The sequence below is a fragment of the Agrococcus sp. ARC_14 genome, assembly GCF_022436485.1.
GTDB lineage: Bacteria > Actinomycetota > Actinomycetes > Actinomycetales > Microbacteriaceae > Agrococcus.
In genome coordinates this window covers 333635-351636 of the sequence record NZ_JAKUDO010000001.1, presented here as the reverse complement: position 1 = coordinate 351636, position 18002 = coordinate 333635, and the positions used below count along the sequence as shown (strand labels likewise).

Annotated in this window: 15 protein-coding genes and 1 pseudogene; 9 read left to right on the top strand and 7 right to left on the bottom strand. The window is 71.7% G+C overall.

What is annotated here, in order from left to right:
• The first annotated feature begins 59 nt into the window (after positions 1-59).
• Positions 60-1481 carry a hypothetical protein gene (locus MKD51_RS01775; protein WP_240237454.1) on the top strand — a complete coding sequence of 474 codons (1422 nt, stop codon included), beginning with the start codon at positions 60-62 and terminating at the stop codon, positions 1479-1481.
• 365 nt (positions 1482-1846) lie between these two features.
• Here the strand turns inward: MKD51_RS01775 and MKD51_RS01770 are convergent, their stop codons facing one another.
• The 5 genes from MKD51_RS01770 to MKD51_RS01750 all read right to left on the bottom strand — a co-directional run bounded on the left by MKD51_RS01770 (position 1847) and on the right by MKD51_RS01750 (position 7367).
• On the bottom strand, positions 1847-2392 hold the full coding sequence (locus MKD51_RS01770) for a DUF4352 domain-containing protein (RefSeq protein ID WP_240237452.1): 546 nt from the start codon (positions 2390-2392) through the stop codon (positions 1847-1849).
• The gene (locus MKD51_RS01765; protein WP_240237450.1) at positions 2389-3180 is read right to left on the bottom strand and encodes a hypothetical protein; all 792 of its coding nucleotides are present in this window, start codon (positions 3178-3180) and stop codon (positions 2389-2391) included. The genes MKD51_RS01770 and MKD51_RS01765 overlap by 4 nt, the downstream gene beginning before the upstream one ends.
• Before the next feature lie 253 nt (positions 3181-3433).
• Positions 3434-4351: a carbohydrate ABC transporter permease gene (locus MKD51_RS01760; RefSeq protein ID WP_240240799.1), complete on the bottom strand. Its 918-nt coding sequence runs from the start codon at positions 4349-4351 to the stop codon at positions 3434-3436.
• Positions 4352-4407: 56 nt separating this feature from the next.
• Positions 4408-5301, bottom strand: a complete 894-nt coding sequence (locus tag MKD51_RS01755) for a sugar ABC transporter permease (RefSeq protein ID WP_240240797.1) — start codon at positions 5299-5301, stop codon at positions 4408-4410.
• A gap of 734 nt (positions 5302-6035) precedes the next feature.
• Positions 6036-7367 (bottom strand): ABC transporter substrate-binding protein, encoded by a 1332-nt coding sequence (locus tag MKD51_RS01750; RefSeq protein WP_240240796.1) that lies wholly within the window; start codon positions 7365-7367, stop codon positions 6036-6038.
• Between the two features lie 277 nt (positions 7368-7644).
• On the opposite strand from MKD51_RS01750, the gene MKD51_RS01745 reads away from it, so the two are divergent.
• Positions 7645-8676 carry a LacI family DNA-binding transcriptional regulator gene (locus MKD51_RS01745; RefSeq protein WP_240237448.1) on the top strand — a complete coding sequence of 344 codons (1032 nt, stop codon included), beginning with the start codon at positions 7645-7647 and terminating at the stop codon, positions 8674-8676.
• Here MKD51_RS01745 and MKD51_RS01740 read toward each other — a convergent pair.
• Positions 8625-9455 (bottom strand): ATP-binding cassette domain-containing protein, encoded by an 831-nt coding sequence (locus MKD51_RS01740; protein WP_240237446.1) that lies wholly within the window; start codon positions 9453-9455, stop codon positions 8625-8627. The genes MKD51_RS01745 and MKD51_RS01740 overlap by 52 nt on opposite strands.
• A gap of 43 nt (positions 9456-9498) precedes the next feature.
• Between MKD51_RS01740 and aztB the strand changes: the two genes are divergently transcribed.
• From aztB to treS, 5 genes are all read left to right on the top strand, one after another.
• Entirely contained in the window at positions 9499-10410 is a 912-nt protein-coding gene (gene aztB / locus MKD51_RS01735; protein ID WP_240237444.1) for a zinc ABC transporter permease AztB, read from the top strand.
• On the top strand, positions 10407-11624 hold the full coding sequence (locus MKD51_RS01730) for an ABC transporter (RefSeq protein ID WP_240237442.1): 1218 nt from the start codon (positions 10407-10409) through the stop codon (positions 11622-11624). Before aztB ends, MKD51_RS01730 begins: the two co-directional genes overlap by 4 nt.
• The gene (aztC, locus tag MKD51_RS01725) at positions 11621-12535 is read left to right on the top strand and encodes a zinc ABC transporter substrate-binding protein AztC (protein ID WP_240237440.1); all 915 of its coding nucleotides are present in this window, start codon (positions 11621-11623) and stop codon (positions 12533-12535) included. The genes MKD51_RS01730 and aztC overlap by 4 nt, the downstream gene beginning before the upstream one ends.
• Before the next feature lie 59 nt (positions 12536-12594).
• A complete protein-coding gene (gene aztD / locus MKD51_RS01720; RefSeq protein WP_240237438.1) occupies positions 12595-13821 on the top strand; it encodes a zinc metallochaperone AztD in 1227 nt (408 codons plus the stop codon).
• Between the two features lie 143 nt (positions 13822-13964).
• Positions 13965-15677, top strand: coding sequence for a maltose alpha-D-glucosyltransferase (treS, locus tag MKD51_RS01715; RefSeq protein WP_240240794.1), 1713 nt, complete (start codon positions 13965-13967; stop codon positions 15675-15677).
• 7 nt (positions 15678-15684) lie between these two features.
• Here the strand turns inward: treS and MKD51_RS01710 are convergent.
• Positions 15685-16227 (bottom strand): annotated as a pseudogene (locus MKD51_RS01710) (GPP34 family phosphoprotein); the annotation flags it as partial.
• A gap of 285 nt (positions 16228-16512) precedes the next feature.
• Here MKD51_RS01710 and MKD51_RS01705 point away from each other — a divergent pair.
• Positions 16513-17760 carry an inorganic phosphate transporter gene (locus MKD51_RS01705; RefSeq protein WP_240237436.1) on the top strand — a complete coding sequence of 416 codons (1248 nt, stop codon included), beginning with the start codon at positions 16513-16515 and terminating at the stop codon, positions 17758-17760.
• Complete coding sequence (locus tag MKD51_RS01700; protein ID WP_240237434.1) at positions 17760-17987, top strand: hypothetical protein; 228 nt, start codon at positions 17760-17762, stop codon at positions 17985-17987. The genes MKD51_RS01705 and MKD51_RS01700 overlap by 1 nt, the downstream gene beginning before the upstream one ends.
• Positions 17988-18002 lie beyond the last annotated feature (15 nt).

Sequence of the window (18002 nt, the reverse complement as noted above, 5' to 3'; positions counted from 1 at the left end):
ATCGAGACGCCACCACCGTCGCCGTCCCGCTCCCAGCCTCGCCCGGCTACGGTGATGCCGTGCTCGGCATGCTCGCGACGATCGGACGCACTCTCGTCCAGCACTGGCCTGCGCTCGTCGCGCTCCACCTCGCAGGCGTGCTCGTGCGCTACGGCGTCATCGAGCTCGCCGGCTGGGTCGGCGCGGCCTCGCCCACCGGCGGGCTGCTCATCATGCCGATCGCCGTCATCGCCCGCGTCGCGGCCTTCGTCGGCATGTTCCTGGTGGTGCGCGACAGCCTCCGCCAGCTCAGCGCCATCGCGCCAGCGCCCGAGACGCCCGAGGGCCGCAGGACGGCCTTCCTCGGCGGCCTGCTGGGCGGCATCCTGCCCTTCTTCGCCGTCTATGCCGCCACGGGATCGCTCCAGGAGGACTGGACGGCCTACTCGGAGCGGGCGCTCGAGGTGCAGTCAGGCCGCAGCCTGGAGTCGATCTTCACCGGCGAGGAGGTCGCGAGTCAGGGCACCGTCTTCGACGTCGAGCTCGGGCCCATCCCGATCGCTCTCATCGTCATCGCGCTCGTCGGCCGCTGGGCGTGGGGCCGCTGGGAGTCGCGGCTGCCCCGGCCGGTCGCGCTCGTCGCCGTCTATCTCGAGGGCGTGTGGCTGTTCCTCACCCTCACGATCATCGGCGACCTGCTCGCGACCGCCCGGGCCTGGATCGACGAGCGCCAGGCGGTCGTCTGGGTGGCGGATGCGCGCGACTGGCTGGGCGAGGCGCTCACGCCGGTCGCGTGGCTGTGGGATGCGCTCGACTGGCTGCTCGGCCAGGCGGGCGCGGTGCTCGGCGAGCCGCTCGCGTGGCTCACGATCGCCGGCGTGATGTACGGCCAGGCGGTCGCGGCGCAAGCGCCGGAGCTCCCGCAGCAGCTCGCGGCGGCGCGATCGCGCTTCGCGGCGCTGCCGGCGTGGATGCAGACGCAGGCGCGGCAGCTCGGCTCGGCGGCCGGCTCGCGCGTGCTGCCCATCTGGCGCGCCTTCGTGCTGATGCTGCGCGCCGGCCCGGTGCTGATCGGCGCCACCGCGCTGCTCTACGCCGTCGTGGAGGCGCTCGGCGGCGTGCTGCAGCTGGCGATCACCCGCATCGTCGGCCCGCAGGGCCTCGGCGAGTTCTGGATGCTGTGGGATGCGGTGCTGATGCTCCCGGTCGCGCTGGTCGTCGAGTGCCTGCGGGTCGCGGTCATCGCCGGCGCCTACGACTCGATGATCGGCAGGCTCCGCGGGCGCGAGGCCGCCGCTGCCGACGAGCAAGATGCGACGACGACCACGGATGCCGTGGCGCGCGAGGCGATCACCGGCCAGGCCTCAGGGGGCGTCGAGGAGCAGCCTGGGCAGCTGGTCGCCGCTGTCGAGCACGGAGAGCTCGGCCATGAGGGCTCCGGCGTCGGCGGGCACGATGTAGGGCAGGCGGAAGGTGACCGGAGCCGTCACCTCGAAGCATGACGCGTCACCCTCCCAGAAGGGAGGCAGCGACGTCGACTGCCATTCCCGCCCGGTCTCGCGCTCGATCAGCGTCGGCCGCTGGCACGTGAGCGGGGCATCGCCTGGCGTGACGGTCACCTCGAGCACGAGCCCGCGTGCGCCGGCCGGCACATCCAGCTCCGCGCCCGGGGCCGCCTCCGAGAGCGTGGCCGGTCCGACCGTCACGCCCGCGACCACGACCTGGCCGCCCGGCTGCGCTGTGACCGGGCGCCACGCGGTGCCCGTGAACGTCTCCGACCACTCATGCCAGCCGATGGCGAGCACCGTCGCCGGCGCGAGCACCGCGAGCGCGACCAGCGGCACCGCGTTGCGACGCATCCAGCCGCTCATCCGACCCATCCCGACTCCTGCAGCTCGAGCTCGTCGACATGCTCGAGCGAGGTGAGGTCGATGCGCAGCTCGACGAGCGAGTCGACACGCGGGTCCGACGACCGGCCGAGTCGCAGGGTCGCAGGGCCCGCCAGCGCACCCTCCGGCAGCTCGAACGCGAGCGCGCCGCGCTGTGGCACGCCGACGGCGAGGCCCACGTCGAGCAAGGACTCCGGTCGCTCGCTCGCCGAGATCCGACGGTCGCCCAGGTCGAGCTCGGCCAGCGAGAGCAGCGACGCGCGCTCCGAGCGCACCGCCTCCGCCTCGAGGTCGACCACGAGCCAGGTGCCGCTGGCACGCCAGCCGCGGTCGTCGACCACCTCGTCCGCGACGCGCACGTCCGTGACCGTGACGGCGATGTCTCGGCCTGCCGCGCGCTCGCCGATCGTCGCCTCGACCGCGAACGGCGCCTGCGTCTGCGTGTCATCGAGCGAGACCGCGCCGACGACGCCCGCGACGGCCATGAGCGCGATGCCGAGCACCCAGGCGAGCACGCGCCTCACGGGGTCTCCTCCGCAGCATCAGCATCAGCACCGGCGCCGGCGCCGACGTCGTCGACAGGCATGGTCACGACAGCGGCGGCGACCGGATCGCCCCAGCTCTCGCCATAGGTGACGTGCTGCCCGACCGTGAGCGTGTGGTCAGAGAGCAGGACGCGGATCTCGTCGCCGTCGGCGAGCAGATCGGCGGGCACGACCCAGGTGACGACGAGCTGCACCGGGATGCCGGGCTGGAGCCGCGGCCCGATCGTGCCGTCGTCGAAGCGCGCGACCGACGTCGCCTGCAGCTCGGGCAGCGCCTCGAGCCGCAGGATCGAGGTGAAGGGGGTCGAGAGCGTGGGGAGCGGCTCTCGCCAGGTGTTCTCGGCATCGACCACGATCGCGAGCACGCGCTCGCCCTCGTCGGCGCTCGCGCCCGCCTCGGGGAACGAGTCGATCAGCACCGCCCGCTGCAGCGTCAGCGCGACGGGCTCGCTCGCGTGCTGCTCACCCGCGAGCAGCGCCGTCGGCGGCGTGGGCTCGACCGTCTCGAGCCCGCCGAACGCCGCGGTCGCGACGAGGAAGACAGCGACGACGGCCCCGGTGACGAATCGTGTCGGCACGCTCGCGGCGGCCTTGCCCAGCCAGCCCTTGCCGGCGGGGCTGGGCGCCGACGCCGCGGGCGCCGCGGCAGGTCTCATGGGGGAGGCGGCGGCGCCGGCAGCGGCCTCGGCGAGCTTCGTCCCGCCCGCAGCAGGCTTCGCCGACGGGAGCGCGGTGACGCCGTCGCCCGCATCCCGCGCCTTGCTCACGGCATGAGCATAGGAGCAGCCGCCGCGCCATGCCTGAACGAGCGAGGGGACCCGTTCCCTGCCGGGGGACCCGCTGCAGCAGGTCCCGTCGCCGGGAACGGGTCCCCCGAGCCCGGGCGCAGCACGGCACCAGCAGCCTCGCGACGCGCGCCGAGGAGGCTTCGAGATGCGTGCGGCCCGCAGTGCCGCGCGCTCCTCAGCCTTGAGCGCTCCGGGCGCAACGCCGACTTCGTCAGCATTGCGCCCTGCGCGCTCAACCCTTCGCCGAGCCTGCCAGCAGCCCTCGCACGAAGTAGCGCTGCAGCCCGAAGAACACCAGCAGCGGCACGATCAGCGACACGAACGCCCCGGCGGTGAGCCTCGCCCAGTTCTCGCCTCGCGATCCCGCGAGCTCTGCCAGCCGCTGCGTGAGCGGCGCGGTATCTGGTGTGCCGGAGGAGAACACCAGCGCCACGAGCAGGTCGTTCCAGACCCAGAGGAACTGGAAGATGCCGAACGACGCGATCGCCGGCATCGCCAGCGGCAGGATGATGCGGAAGAAGATCTGGCCGTGGCCGGCACCGTCCACGCGTGCGGCCTCGATCACCTCGCCCGGGATCTCCGAGATGAAGTTGTGCAGCAGGAAGATCGCCAGCGGCAGCGCGAAGATCGTGTGCGCGATCCACACCGGCAGGAACTGCTTGTCGCTGATGAACGGCACGGCCTCGTGCAGCGCGTTCTGGAACGGCTGCAGGAAGGTCACGAACAGCTGCAGCAGCGGGATGAGCGCCATCTGCAGCGGCACGATCTGCAGCGCGAACACCACCACGAACAGCGTCGATGAGCCCTTGAACTTCACCCATGCGAAGGCGTAGGCGGCCAGCGCCGCCAGCACCAGCGGCAGGATCGTGCCGGGGATGGCGATCACGAGGGAGTTCACGAAGTACTCGCCCAGCTGCGGCGACGACGAGGAGCCCGAGAAGAGCACCTCCGTGTAGTTGTCGAGCGTGAGCTGCGGGTCGGAGAAGAAGGTCCACCAGCCCGTTGTCGCGATCTGATCGGCGGGCCGGAAGGACGACAGCAGCAGCCCGAAGGTCGGGATCGTCCAGAGCACCGCGATGACGAGCGCCGCGATGGTCGCCCAGGGGCTCGTCAAGCGGCGCTTGACCCGATCGGACTTCGTGGCGCCCATCGACGCCTCCGCCGATGCCGGGGTGATCTCGGGGTCGGGGGTGACAGCGACGGTGGTCATCGGATGCCCTTCTGCTGATTGAGCACTCGCACGTTGTAGATCACGATCGGCATCACCATCAGGAAGAGGATGAGCGCGAGCGCCGCGCCTCTGCCGGGTTCGCCAGAGCGGAACGCCTGCGTGTACATCTCATTGGCGACCACGGATGTGTTGAAGTTGCCCGCGGTCATGGTGCGCACGATGTCGAACACCTTGAGCGTCGCGATCGAGATCGTCGTGACGACGACCACGAGCGACGAGCGGATGCCGGGGACGACCACGTTGGTGAAGCGCTGCCACGGGCTCGCGCCGTCGATGGAGGCTGCCTCGATCTGCTCGGTCGGCACGCCCTTGATCGCTGCCGAGAGCACCACCATCGCGAAGCCGGTCTGGATCCAGATCATGACGACGATGAGTGCGAGTGTGTTCCACGGGCTGTTCTGCAGGATCTGCTGCGGTTCGCTCCCGACCAGCACGAGCAGCTGGTTGATCAGGCCGATCTGCTCCTGCTCTGCGCCCCGGTAGGCGTACATGAAGTTCCAGATGATGCCGGCGCCCACGAACGAGATCGCCATGGGCATGAACACGAGCATCTTGTAGATGCGCTCGCCACGACTCTTGTCGATGAAGACGGCGTAGGCGAGGCCGATCGCCGTCGAGAGCAGCGGCACGAGCACGACCCACACGACCGTGTTGCCGAGGGTGACGAGCGCCTCCGGCTGCGTGAACATCCAGATGAAGTTGTCGACGCCGTTGAACGTGCCGGTCTTGTCGGTGAACGCCAGGATCGCGGTGCGGACGGCGGGGTAGACGAGCCCGATCGTGAGCAGCAGGGCTGCCGGCACGAGGAAGACGAGCATCGGCTTGGAGTCCTCGTCGTGGTCGGCGAGGTAGCCGAGCACGCCGACGATGCTGAGGGCCGCTGCGAACGCCCACGGCCAGACGCCGATCGGCTGCTCCCGACCGCCCTCGAGCACGAGCGCGATGACGACGACGGCGACCGCCGCGACCAGCCAGGCGATGAGTCGCAGTGACCGGCGGATGCGCGCGGGCGCGAATGCGATCGCCGCAGTCGCGACGAGCGCGGCGACGAGGGGCCAGCCGGCGATGGTGGCCGCGAGCGCGAGTGCCGGGGTCACCCACTCGAGCATCGGGATCGCGCCGCTCTCGCCCATCGGTGCCAGCACGATCACGACCACGACGAGCGCCGCGGCGACGAGTCGGAGCACGGCGCTGCGGAGCGCTGCGGATGCAGGCTCGAGCGCGCGGTCCAGCAGCAGCTGCAGCACGACGCCGGCGACGCCGACGATGCCGACGAGGATCAGCGTGTTCGTGAGCTCCTGCGTCATCCACGAGACGGTGCCGTAGAGCACGCGCGCGAGCACCGCGAGCAGCACGAAGGCGGCAGCGATCAGGATGCGGGGCCGGAGCCCCGTCTTCAGGGATGCGAGGAAGCCGCGCCTGCGCACGGAGTCATCGCGGTCGAGGAAGGCCAGCAGCAGCGCCATCACGACGCCGAACGCCGCGAGCGCGACGACAGCCTGCAGCACCTTGCCGATGAGATCCATCGTGGTCATATTCACCTCCATGGATGCCCGATGTGGGGGCCGCGAGCGCGGCCCCCACATCGGGCATCAGCGATCCGCTACGGCCAGCTGGACTCGACCTGGCCGAGCACGCTCGCGGTCTCTTCCCCCGACACCCAGTCGACCAGTGCCGTCCAGAACGTGCCGGAGCCGACGGCTCCCGGCATCAGGTCGGAGCCGTCGAACCGGAACGTGGTCTCCGGGTCCTGCAGCGTCTCGACGGCCGTCTGCAGCAGCGGGCTGGAGGCGTTCGCCGGGTCGAGGCCGGTGTTGGCCGAGATCACGCCGCCGATCGAGACGCGGCTGTTGGCCCACTCCGCGCTCGACAGGTAGGTCTGCACGGCCACGACCTCCTCGTCGTCGCTGAACGCGCCGACGAACTCGCCGCCACCGGTGACGGGAGGCGCCCCGGCCTCGGTGCCGGGCAGCAGGAAGGCCCACACGTCGCCGTCCTCGGCGACCGTGGTGCCCTCCGGGAACAGACCCTCGTAGAACGACGCCTGGTGGTGCATCGCGCACTCGCCCTCGGTCACAGGCCAGCCGGCCTGGCCGAAGTCCTGCGTCGCGATGGTCGTGACGTCACCGAAGCCGCCGTTGACGTAGTCGGGGTTCTTGATGAGGTCACCGACGCGGTCCATCGCCTCGACGATCATCGGGTCGTCGAACGGGATCTCGTGCGAGATCCACTGGTCGTAGACCTCCGGACCGTGGAGGCGCAGCACGTAGTCCTCGATCCAGTCGGTGCCGGGCCAGCCGGTCGCCTCACCGGAGCCGAAGCCCACGCACCAGGGCTGCATCACGTCGGACTCTGCGATCGTGGCGGTCAGCGCGTCGACCTCGTCGAGGGTCGTCGGCACCTCCCAGCCGTTCTCCGCCCACACCGCGGGCGAGTACCAGACGTAGCCCTTGATGCTCGCCATCAGCGGCGCACCGTAGAGCGTGCCGTCGACGGTGCCGTAGTTCTGCCAGTCCTCGCTCCAGAACTCCTGGGCGTTCGCGGCCACCGACTCGGGCGCGGGCAGCACGCTGCCCGTCTCGACGACGGATGCGAGCAGTCCCGGCTGCGGGAAGAACGCGAGGTCGGGCGGGTTGCCGCCCTGCACTCGCACGTTGATCTGGGCCTCGAACTCGCCAGAGCCCTCGTAGACGATGTCGATGCCGGTGCAGTCCTCGAACTCGAGCCACGACTCCTCCAGCCGCTCCTGCTCGACGTCGAGGATGGTGCCGTAGGTGTCGACCTGGGCGCCCTCGAAGGTGCCGTAGTCGGCGTAGGCCTCGCAGCCGGCAGCCGGGGCATCGGTGCCTCCGGGTGCGGCGGAGGGATCGGTCGGTGCGTCGCCGACACAGCCCGTGAGGGCGAGCGCTGCGACGCCCGCGACGCCCAGCGGCATCGCGATCCTGCGTGCGTGCTTCACGTGAACTCCTTCGCTCAGTGCAATCGGCACGTGCGCAGGCTGGATGCACAGCGTCGTGCCAAGTCCAGAACCGGAACCGGTTCCATTGCCAGTGACGCTAGCGCACCGCGGGCCTCCTCGCCATCGGGAACGATGTTGCGATTCGGCAACGATCTGCGGAGGCCCGTCTTGGCGCTGCGAAGCGGAAGGTCTAGGTTGGAACCGGTTCCAAAGGCGGGACGGCGGCTCGCGCCGCCCGGTGAGGGGAGGCGGCATGCCACGGCTCGACGATGTGGCCCGCGCTGCAGGCGTCTCGAAGGCCACCGCATCCCGCGCCCTCTCCGGCGCCGACGCGGTCTCGCCTGCGACGCGCGACAAGGTGCAGCGGGTCGCTGCAGAGCTCGGCTTCCGGGCCTCGGGCGCCGCCCGCAGGCTCGCGACCGGCATGACCCGCACGATCGGCGTGCTGACACCGTCGGTCGACCGCTGGTACTTCGGCAGCGTCCTGCACGGCATCGCGCACGCCGCCGACAGCCACGAGCACGACGTGCTGCTCTATGACCTGGGCGCATTCGGCCACGGCGGGCACGAGAAGTTCGAGCGCTTCATGCGCCGCGGCGAGGTCGACGGCCTGGTGACGATCACCTGGAGCCTCGTGGGCGGCGACCTGACCCGCCTGGCTGATCTCGGCATCCCGGTCGCCACCGTCGGCGAGCCGACGCCGCACACACGATCGTTCTGCCTCGATGACGATGCGGCGGGTGAGCTCGTGACCGAGCATCTCGTCGGGCTCGGGCACACCGACCTGCTGCATCTCGCGAGCCAGACCGAGGTGCAGCCCTTCGACGCCTCCTCCGCTGATCGCCGCAAGCGCGCCTTCGAGACGGTGTCGGCCAGGCATCGGCTGCCGATGCGCCCGGTCGAGACCGTGCCGACGACGCTCGAGGGGGCACACGCCTTCGCGCTCGAGATCCTTGGCCGCGACGACCGCCCGACCGGCATCGTCGCGGGCACCGACGAGGTGGCATTGGCCGTGATGCTCGCCGCGCAGCAGCTCGGGATCCGGGTGCCGGAGGATCTGAGCGTGATCGGCATCGACGACGTGCCGACCGCGAGCGCCTTCGGGCTCACCACCGTGCGGCAGGACCCTGCGCAGCACGGCGAGGATGTCGTGGCTTGGATCATGGCGGCGCTGCACGCGCGCAGCGGATCGGGCGGCGGTCCGGGCAACGAGCCCGACCGCAGTCACACGAGCTATGCGCCGGAGCTCGTGGTGCGCACCTCCACCGCACCACCGCGGCGCTGATCCGAGGCACGCGGCGCGCGTTCGCCCTGCGTTGACGCGTATCCGCCCGACGAGAGCACCGCCGGCGCGAACGAGGCGGCTGCGAGCGAGGCCTGCGCCTCGGCGACCTCGGCCGGATCGCCCTCGGCGACGAGCCGACCGCGATCCAGCAGGATCGCCCGATCGGCGCTCGCCAGGCTCGCGCGGTCGTGCGTCGCGATCACCACGACGGCGCCCTCCCCCGCCGCGGCCGCGAGGGCCGCGTCGATGCGTGCCCTTCCCTCGGCGTCCGCCGCTGCCGCAGGCTCGTCGAGCAGCAGCAGTGGCGCCCGCTGCACGAGGCCCTGGGCGACGAGCACGCGCTGGCGCTGCCCACCCGACATCGTTGAGAGCTGCCGCTTCCCGAGCTCCTCCATGCCGACCGCCGCGAGCGCCGCGTCGATGCGGTGGCGGCCATCCGCCCCGATCCGGCCGAGCAGGCCGCGCTCGCGCCACAGCCCCATGGCCACCGTCTGCCGTCCGGTGAGCGGCAGGCGGTCGACCTCGGTGCGCTGCACCACGAGGGCTCGCGCGCCTGGGAGGCCCTCGACGCGACCCCCGGAGCCCTCCAAGACCCCGGCGAGCAGCTCGAGCAGGGTCGACTTCCCGCTGCCGTTGCCGCCCACGACGGCGGTGACGGCCCCGGCAGGCAGCGCGCACGTCACGTGATCGAGGGCCAGGACGTCGCCGCGGCGGGCCGTGAGGTCATGCAGGCGCACGCCCTCGACTGGGGCTGCGGGATCGGGATGCGCTGTGCTCATCCTTCGATTGTACTTTGATAATCATTCTCGTTATCGTTCTGGAATGCCCTGGATCGAGAGCGCCCTGCTCGCCCCGTTCGAGACGGCGTTCTTCTCGAGGGCGCTGCTCGGCGGCGTGCTCGCCGCCGCCATCTGCGCGATCGCAGGGGCCTGGGTCGTGGCGCGCGGCATGGCCTTCCTCGGCGAGGCCCTCGGCCACGGGATGCTGCCCGGCGTCGCCATCGCGACCATCGCCGGCGGCTCGCCGCTCGCGGGCGCTGCGATCAGCGCCGCGGTCATGGCCGGTGCGATCGGCTGGCTCACCCGGCGCCAGCGGTTGCGCGACGACACCGCGATCGGTGTCGCGTTCGTCGGCATGCTGGCCGTCGGCGTCGTCATCGTCTCGCACTCGCGCAGCTTCGCCACCGACGCCACCGCCATCCTCTTCGGCGACGTGCTCGCGATCCGGCAGCCCGAGCTGATCGCCCTCGGCATCGGGCTGGCAGCCACCGCGACGCTCGCGGCGCTGCTGCATCGCCCGATCACGGCGCTCGCGTTCGACGAGCGCGTCGCCGCGACGCTCGGCATGCGGCCCGGCCTCGCACGACTCGGCCTCGCCGCGCTGGTCACGCTCGCGGTCGTCGCCTCTTACCAGGCGGTCGGCACGCTGCTGGTCGTCGGGCTGCTCGTCGCCCCGCCCGCCGCCGCCTCGCTGTGGGCGCGCAGCATGCCGGGCACCATGCTCGGCGGCTCGCTCATCGGCGCGGCTGCCGTCACCGTGGGGCTCATCGGCTCCTGGCACCTCGGCACCGCGGCCGGCGCCTCGATCGCGATCGCCGCGGTCGCCGCCTTCGCCGCGTCCCTCGGCATCCGCACCCTCGTCGACCTGCAGGTGCGCGACGACGCGCGAGCCACCACATCCCCGGACAGCACGACGGGCGCGCCCGTGCGCGCCGCCGAGAGGAGCGCAGCATGAGCCTGCGACCATCCACCCGCACCGCCAGGAGCGCGATGCTCATCGCCGCGGCGCTGGCGCTCACCGCCTGCGCGACCGCGCAACCAGAGCACACGGCCTTGCCCGCCGAGACCGCCGAGGAGGCCCAGCCCCACGGCTATGTCGAGGGCGCCGCAGAGCTCGCCGAGCCGCAACAGCTGCTCGCGGCGGTGGATGCCGCCGGCGCCGTGCGGCTGCTCGACCCGGTGACCGAGCAGGTCGTCGAAGTCGCCGACGTAGGCGCCGTCGAGCACCTCGCCGACGACGGGCGGTTCCTCGCGGCCACCACCGCCGACGGCGTCACGATCGTCGACACCGGCGTCTGGACCGTCGACCACGGCGACCACGCGCACTACTACCGTGCCGAGCCGCGCGTGGTCGGCACCCTCGCGCTCGACGGGGCGGCCAGCATCCGCTCGTCCGAGGCGACCACGACGGTGCTCGCGGACGACACCGTCGTCGTGCTCGACCGCGACGCGCTCGGGCATGGCGAGATCGTCGAGACCGCGCGCATCGAGGGCGCGGCACCGGACGGCTTCGCGGCGCCCGGCGGCGACGGAGCGATCGTGGCGATGCCGGATGCGGTGGCCGTGATCGGCTCGGAGGGCCAGACGGTCGTCGAGCAGCCGTGCGCGGATCCGGCCGGCGGCACCGTCACGCGCGTCGGGGTCGTGGTCGGCTGCGCCGAGGGCGCCGTGCTCGCGACCGAGACCGACGCGGGCGTCGAGCTCGAGCGCATCGACTACCCCGCGGGCACCGACCCGGCGCTGCGCGCGAGCGGCTTCGACCTGCGCCCCGGCCGCGCGACCGCCGCAGCGATCGCTGGCGACGCGGGACTGTGGCTGCTCGACACCCGCGAGCGCAGCTGGACGCTCATCGAGACGGAGGCCCCGCTCGAGCGCGCCGTCGCAGTCGACGACGCCGATGGCCACGTGGTCGCCATCGATGAGGCCGGCCGGGTGCTCGTGCTCGACGGCGACGGCGCACCGGTCGGCGCCACGGAGCCCGTGCTCGCCGCATCGCTCGCCGACGACGCGGTTCGCGACGCCCTCGCGCTCGAGGTCGACGCGAGCCGCGCCTACGTGCCGCTCGCGGCCGAGGGCGCCGTGCTCGAGATCGACTACGCCGACGGCGCACGCATCGCCCGCAGCCTCGCGATCGACGCCCCGCTGCACCTCGCGGAGACCGGCCGATGAGCGGCGCGCGCAGCCTCGCCGCGGCGGCCGCCATCGCGCTGGCGGTGGGAGTTTCCGGATGCTCGGCGCAGGCGACGGCGGACGACCGGCCGAGCGTCGTGGTGACGACGAACATCCTGGGCGACGTCGTCGGCGAGCTCGTCGGCGATCAGGCGGAGGTCACGACGCTCATGCGTCCCAACGCCGACCCGCACTCGTTCGAGATCTCGGCGCAGGAGGCGGCGGCGATGGAGACCGCCGACCTCATCGTCGCCAACGGGCTCGGGCTCGAGGAGGGGCTGACGCAGCATGTCGAGGCCGCAGCGGCCGCCGGCGTGCCGCTCCTGGAGGCCGGTGCGCACGTCGAGGTGCTCGACTACGCCGCCGACGACGCCTCGGGCGCCGACCCCCACTTCTGGACCGATCCGACGCAGATGGCCACGGTCGTCGATGCGCTGGGCGCGGCGCTCGCCGAGATCGACGGCATCGACGACGCGGCGCTCTCGCAGGCGGTGGCGGGCTACGCCGACCAGCTCGACGCACTCGACGCCGAGCTGGGGGCGCGCTTCGGCGCCATCCCCGACGCCCGGCGTGCGCTCGTGACGAATCACCACGTGTTCGGCTACCTGGCCGAGCGCTACGACTTCCGCATCGTCGGGGCCGTGGTGCCGGGCGGCACCACCCTCGCCGCGCCCAGCGCGAGCGATCTCGCCGACCTCGCAGGCGCCATCCAAGAGGCCGGTGTGCCGGTGCTCTTCGCAGAGTCGTCGCAGCCCGACCGCCTCGTGCAGGTGCTCGCCGAGGAGGCGGGCGTCGACATCCGCGTCGAGACCCTCTTCACCGAATCGCTCACCGAGGCCGACGGCGGCGCGGCGACCTACCTGCAGATGATGACCGCGAACGCCGACCGCATCACCGCGGCACTCGGCTGACGCGCGGCGCTGACCAACACCATCCGACCCACCGAACCATCCAGAGAGAAGGAACACCCATGCACCACAGCTTCACCCGACGCCGCGCAGCAGCGCTCGGCATCGCGACCGCGGCGGCCATCGCCCTCGCCGGCTGCACGACGGCGGCATCGCCCGACTCGAGCACCGAGGCGAGCGCACCCGAGACCCCTGCTGCCACCGCTGAGGCCGGTCCGCGCCTCACGCTGACCTACGACGGCGGCATCGCCGTGCTGGACGCCGAGACCCTCGAGCAGGTCGCAGACCTGCCGATCGAGGGCTTCAACCGGCTGAACACCGCGGGTGACGGCCAGCACGTCTACGTCACCACCGTCGGCGGCTTCCAGGTGCTCGACACGGGTGCTGATGGCAGCGAGCCTGCGCTCACCGACACGGTCTTCGAGGCCACCACGCCAGGCCACGTCGTGCGTCACGAGGGCCGCACGGTGCTCTTCGACGACGGCACCGGCAACTTCGTCGCGTTCGACACGGATGCGCTGCTGGGCGCCGAGGGGCTGCCAGAGCTCGAGGCCTACGAGTCGGAGGCCGCCCACCACGGCGTCGCCGTGGAGCTCGCGGACGGCACGATCCTCTCCACCCTCGGCGACAGCGAGTCGCGCTCGGGCGTGCGCGTGCTCGACGACCACGGCCACGAGACCGCCCGCTTCGAGGAGTGCCCCTCGGTGCACGGCGAGGGCGTCGCCGCCGACGAGGCCGTGCTCTTCGGCTGCGAGGACGGCGTGCTGACCTACGTCGACGGCAGCTTCGTGAAGATCGGCAGCCCCGATGAGTTCGGCCGCGTCGGCAACGCCTACGTGACCGACGAGTCGCCCATCGCGGTCGTCGACTACAAGGACGACCCGGATGCCGAGGGCTCGCTGCTGCACAGCCTCGCGTTCGTCGACACGGCGTCCGTCGAGGACGGCGCACAGCTCGACGTGCTGGCGCTGCCGGACGGCGTCGAGTACACCTGGCGCGGCGTCGGCCGCGACGACGCCGGCGACGCCTGGCTGCTGGGCACCGACGGCGCGCTGCACCACATCGACGTCGAGACGCAGGAGATCGTCGCGTCGTTCCCGGTCATCGAGGCCTGGGAGGGGCCGGCCGAGTGGCAGGAGGCGCACCCCGCGCTCGTCATCGACGGCGGCTCGGCGATCGTGACCGAGCCCGCGTCGAACAGCGTGCACCGCGTCGACCTCGCCACCGGTGAGGTCACCGCCACCGGCGAGCTGCCCGGCACGCCGAACGAGCTCGCGCTCGCCCGCTGAGGCAACGCTCGGCTCACCACCCGGCGCCGGTCCCGCATCCGCGGGGCCGGCGCCCGTGCGTGCGCCGTGCATCCGAGGGGGCATCCGTGATTGGCTGGTGCCCCGTTCGCGTACGACTCGAGGAGGCCTGCGTGTCCTACCCCATGACATCGCCGATCCCGATCCAGGCCTCGCACGTGCCGGGCCTGACGCTCGACCGCGAGTGGCATCGCAAGTCGGTCTTCTACGAGGTGATGGTGCGCTCGTTCGTCGACTCGAACGGCGACGGCTTCGGCGACTTCCAGGGGCTCACCTCCAAGCTCGACTACCTGCAGTGGCTGGGCATCGACGGGATCTGGGTGCCGCCGTTCTTCCAGTCGCCGCTGCGCGACGGCGGCTACGACGTCTCCGACTTCACCGGCGTGCTCCCGGAGTACGGCACGATCGACGACTTCAGCCACTTCGTGGCGGAGGCGCACGCGCGCAACATGCGGGTGATGATCGACCTGCCGATCAATCACACCTCCGACCAGCATGCGTGGTTCCAGGCATCGCGGGAGGACCCGGAGGGGCCGTACGGCGACTTCTACGTCTGGCGCGATGACGACGCCGGGTACCCCAACGTGCGCGTCATCTTCGTCGACACGGAGGAGTCGAACTGGGCCTTCGACTCGGTGCGGCGGCAGTTCTACTGGCACCGCTTCTTCTCGCACCAGCCCGACCTGAACTACGAGAACCCGGCGGTGCACGAGGCCATCGAGGGCGTGCTGCGCTTCTGGCTCGACATGGGCGTCGACGGCATCAGGCTCGACGCCATCCCCTATCTCTACGAGTCGGAGGACGGCAACGGCGAGTCGGAGCCCGCCACCCACGCCTACATCCAGAAGCTGCGCCGCATCGTCGACGACGAGTACCCGGGCCGCGTGCTGATCGCCGAGGCCAACCAGTGGCCCGCCGAGACCGCCGAGTACTTCGGCACCGCCGAGGAGCCGGAGTGCCACATGGCCTTCGACTTCCCGACCATGCCGCGCATCTTCTACTCGCTGCGGGCGCAGAACGCGCTCGAGCTCAAGCACATCCTCGCCGAGCAGGTCGAGGTGCCGCCGGGCGCGGCCTGGGGCGTCTTCCTGCGCAACCACGACGAGCTCACGCTCGAGATGGTGAGCGAGGAGTACCGGCAGGCGATGTACGGCTGGTACGCCTACGACCCGCGGATGCGCTCCAACGTCGGCATCCGCCGCCGGCTCGCCTCGCTGCTCGACAACTCGCGCGCCGAGCTCGAGCTCGCCAACGCGATGCTGCTGTCGCTGCCGGGCTCGCCCTTCCTCTACTACGGGGACGAGATCGGCATGGGCGACAACATCTGGCTCGACGACCGCGACGCATCCCGCACCCCCATGCAGTGGACGCCGGATCGCAACGCCGGGTTCTCGGCTGCCGATCCCGGCAAGCTCTTCCTGCCGGTCGTGCAGTCGCTCGTCTACCACTACGCGGCCGTCAACGTGGAGTCGCAGATGGCGCAGGCGTCGAGCCTGCTCCACTGGATGCGCTCGGTGCTGCACGTGCGGCGCGCGCACCCGGTCTTCGGGCTCGGCGACATCACGGTGCTCGACACCGACAACGAGGCGGTGCTGGCGTTCGTGCGCTCCTACGAGGGCGACGGCAGCTATAGCGGCGCGCGGGCCGAGCAGGTGCTGTGCGTGTTCTCCTTCAGCCACAACCCGGTGCATGTGAGCCTCGACGCCCCGCAGTTCGCGGGTGCCCGCCTCAACGATCTGTTCGGCGGAGGCGAGTTCCCGACGATCGCAGAGGACGGTCGCTTCTCGCTCACCTTCGGCACGCAGTCGTTCTACTGGTTGGGGATGTCGAAGCCCTGAGGCGCGGTCAGGAGCTCGTCACGGTCGGCACGATGACGGTGGTGACCATGATCGCCGCCATGGCGTCCTCGAGCTCCTTGAGCGACGTGCGGACGGTCTCGCTCGCCCAGTCGTCGGCGGCGAGCGCCGAGCCGGCCGCGATGAGCTGCTCCTGCGGCAGGTCGGGGAACACCTTCGGGAGCGCCTCGACGGCGTGCAGGATCGCGAGCGCCGCGGCGAGCACGGCATCGGCCTGCACGGCCTCCGTGGCTTCGCCCTCCGGGGCGTCGTTCCTGTGCCCCTGCAGCAGATCTCGCGCCCGCGCCTGCAGCGCATCCTCGACCTCGCGCCGCCCGCCGCGCTCCCAGCGCTGCGACCAGGTGATGCCGAGGAACCGCTGCTCCCGGCGCGCGAGCACGCCGGCCTCGGCGAAGTCGTCGAGCACCTGCGATCGCAGCCTCCCGGCCGGTGCGCCCGGCCCGCCGAGTCCGACCAGGCCGGTGAGCGCATCCGCCGGCTTCTTGCCCTCGACACGCTCGACGAGCGGCTCGAGTCGCGCATCCGTCGGCGCCTGCGGCGACGAACGTGCCCGGCTTCGCCTCGGCGACGCCCGCGATGCGCACGCGACCCGTCATCGCCAGCTGCGCCGTGGCGCCCACCGCGAATGCCATGCCGAGCGTGGAGTCGTCGATGAGCGCCTTGCCGGTCTCGTCGTCGAGCGCGAGGAGCAGGATCGCTTCCGGGATCGTGATGTCCATGGCTCGACGCTAGGCCGCTGACCGAGGATCTGCCTCCCCCTGCCGCGGGAATCCGGGCTGCACGCTCCACCGCATGGGGGAGGTGCAAGACTGTCGCGGTGCCCGAAGTCGCCATCCTCGTGATCGTCGTGGTGGTCGCGCTGGCGTTCGACTTCACCAACGGGTTCCATGACACGGCCAACGCCATGGCCCCGTCCGTCGCCACCGGCGCCCTGAAGCCCAAGCCAGCGGTGGCGCTCTCCGCCAGCCTGAACCTGGTGGGAGCCTTCCTCTCGGTCGAGGTCGCGCGCACGGTCGGCAGCGGCATCGTCGACCTGACCGGCGTCGAGGGCGAGCAGCTCATGGTCATCGTGCTGTGCGGGCTCACGGGCGCGATCGTGTGGAACGTGCTGACCTGGCTGTTCGGCCTGCCCTCGTCGTCGAGCCACGCGCTCTTCGGCGGGCTGATCGGCGCGACGATCGCGGCGCTGGGCGTCTCCGGCGTGCTCTGGGGCGGCGTGACGCAGAAGATCCTCATCCCGGCGCTGTTCGCGCCGGTGATCGCCGGGGCCGTCGCGTTCGTGGGCACCTGGCTCGTGCACCGCGTGACCCGCACCCTCAGCGAGCGCGCCGCGAAGGGCAGCTTCCGCTGGGGGCAGATCGGTGCCGCCTCGCTCATGTCGCTCGCGCACGGCACGAACGACGCGCAGAAGACGATGGGCGTGATCTTCCTCGCGCTCGTCGCGCACGGCTCGCTCGACTCCTCCGCCGACATGCCGCTGTGGGTGCGCATCGCCTGCGCCCTCGCGATCGCGCTCGGCACCTACACGGGCGGCTGGCGCGTGATCCGCACGCTCGGGAAGGGCATCGTCGACATCTCGCCCCGTCAGGGCATGTCTGCCGACTTCTCCAGCGCATCCATCATCCTCACCTCCAGCCACCTCGGCCTGCCGCTGTCGACGACGCATGTGGCCTCCGGCTCCGTGATCGGCTCGGGCCTCGCGCGCGACGACGTCAAGGTGCGCTGGGCCATCGCCCGGCGCATGCTCATCGCCTGGCTCATCACGCTGCCCGCAGCCGGAGCCATGGGCGCCGTGTGCCTGCTCATCGCCGGCCTGTTCGGCCACTTCTGGGGTGCGGTCGTCGTCACCGCCATCCTCGTCATCGCGTGCACGGTCATGTGGCTGCGCTCGCGCCTGAGCCCGATCGGGCACCACAACGTGACCGACGAGTGGGAGCAGCCGAAGGCCGAGCGCAAGCGCGAGATCGATCGCGAGCTGAGCGCCGTGGCCTCCGGGGTCGCGTCGGTGTCGCGACCGCGCAAGCGCAAGAAGCGCGCGGCCAAGGGCCGGAAGCGGGGCATGTGATGGGCTTCGACCTCGGATCGCTCGCCGTCGCCGTCATCTCGGTGCTGGGCGTCGGCCTGCTGCTGGGCGCGGGCATCCCGCTGATCTACGCGCTCGCCGTGCGGTCGCACGAGAGCGACCGACCAGGCTCGGCCGCCGTCAGCGTCGCGCTCATCGCAGCCTGCGTGCTCCTCGCGATCGCCGGCATCGTCATGATCGTCTTCGGCGACGCGATCTTCGGGGGCTGAGCCGCCGCGCGGCGG

Bases quoted from the DNA above. Each gene is read 5' to 3' on its own strand.
- MKD51_RS01740 (WP_240237446.1), bottom strand. From the start codon at position 9,455: ATGAGCACAGCGCATCCCGATCCCGCAGCCCCAGTCGAGGGCGTGCGC.
- aztC (WP_240237440.1), top strand. From the start codon at position 11,621: ATGAGCGGCGCGCGCAGCCTCGCCGCGGCGGCCGCCATCGCGCTGGCG.
- MKD51_RS01730 (WP_240237442.1), top strand. From the start codon at position 10,407: ATGAGCCTGCGACCATCCACCCGCACCGCCAGGAGCGCGATGCTCATC.
- aztD (WP_240237438.1), top strand. From the start codon at position 12,595: ATGCACCACAGCTTCACCCGACGCCGCGCAGCAGCGCTCGGCATCGCG.
- aztB (WP_240237444.1), top strand. From the start codon at position 9,499: ATGCCCTGGATCGAGAGCGCCCTGCTCGCCCCGTTCGAGACGGCGTTC.
- MKD51_RS01750 (WP_240240796.1), bottom strand. From the start codon at position 7,367: ATGCCGCTGGGCGTCGCGGGCGTCGCAGCGCTCGCCCTCACGGGCTGT.
- MKD51_RS01760 (WP_240240799.1), bottom strand. From the start codon at position 4,351: ATGGGCGCCACGAAGTCCGATCGGGTCAAGCGCCGCTTGACGAGCCCC.
- MKD51_RS01745 (WP_240237448.1), top strand. From the start codon at position 7,645: ATGCCACGGCTCGACGATGTGGCCCGCGCTGCAGGCGTCTCGAAGGCC.
- treS (WP_240240794.1), top strand. From the start codon at position 13,965: ATGACATCGCCGATCCCGATCCAGGCCTCGCACGTGCCGGGCCTGACG.
- MKD51_RS01700 (WP_240237434.1), top strand. From the start codon at position 17,760: ATGGGCTTCGACCTCGGATCGCTCGCCGTCGCCGTCATCTCGGTGCTG.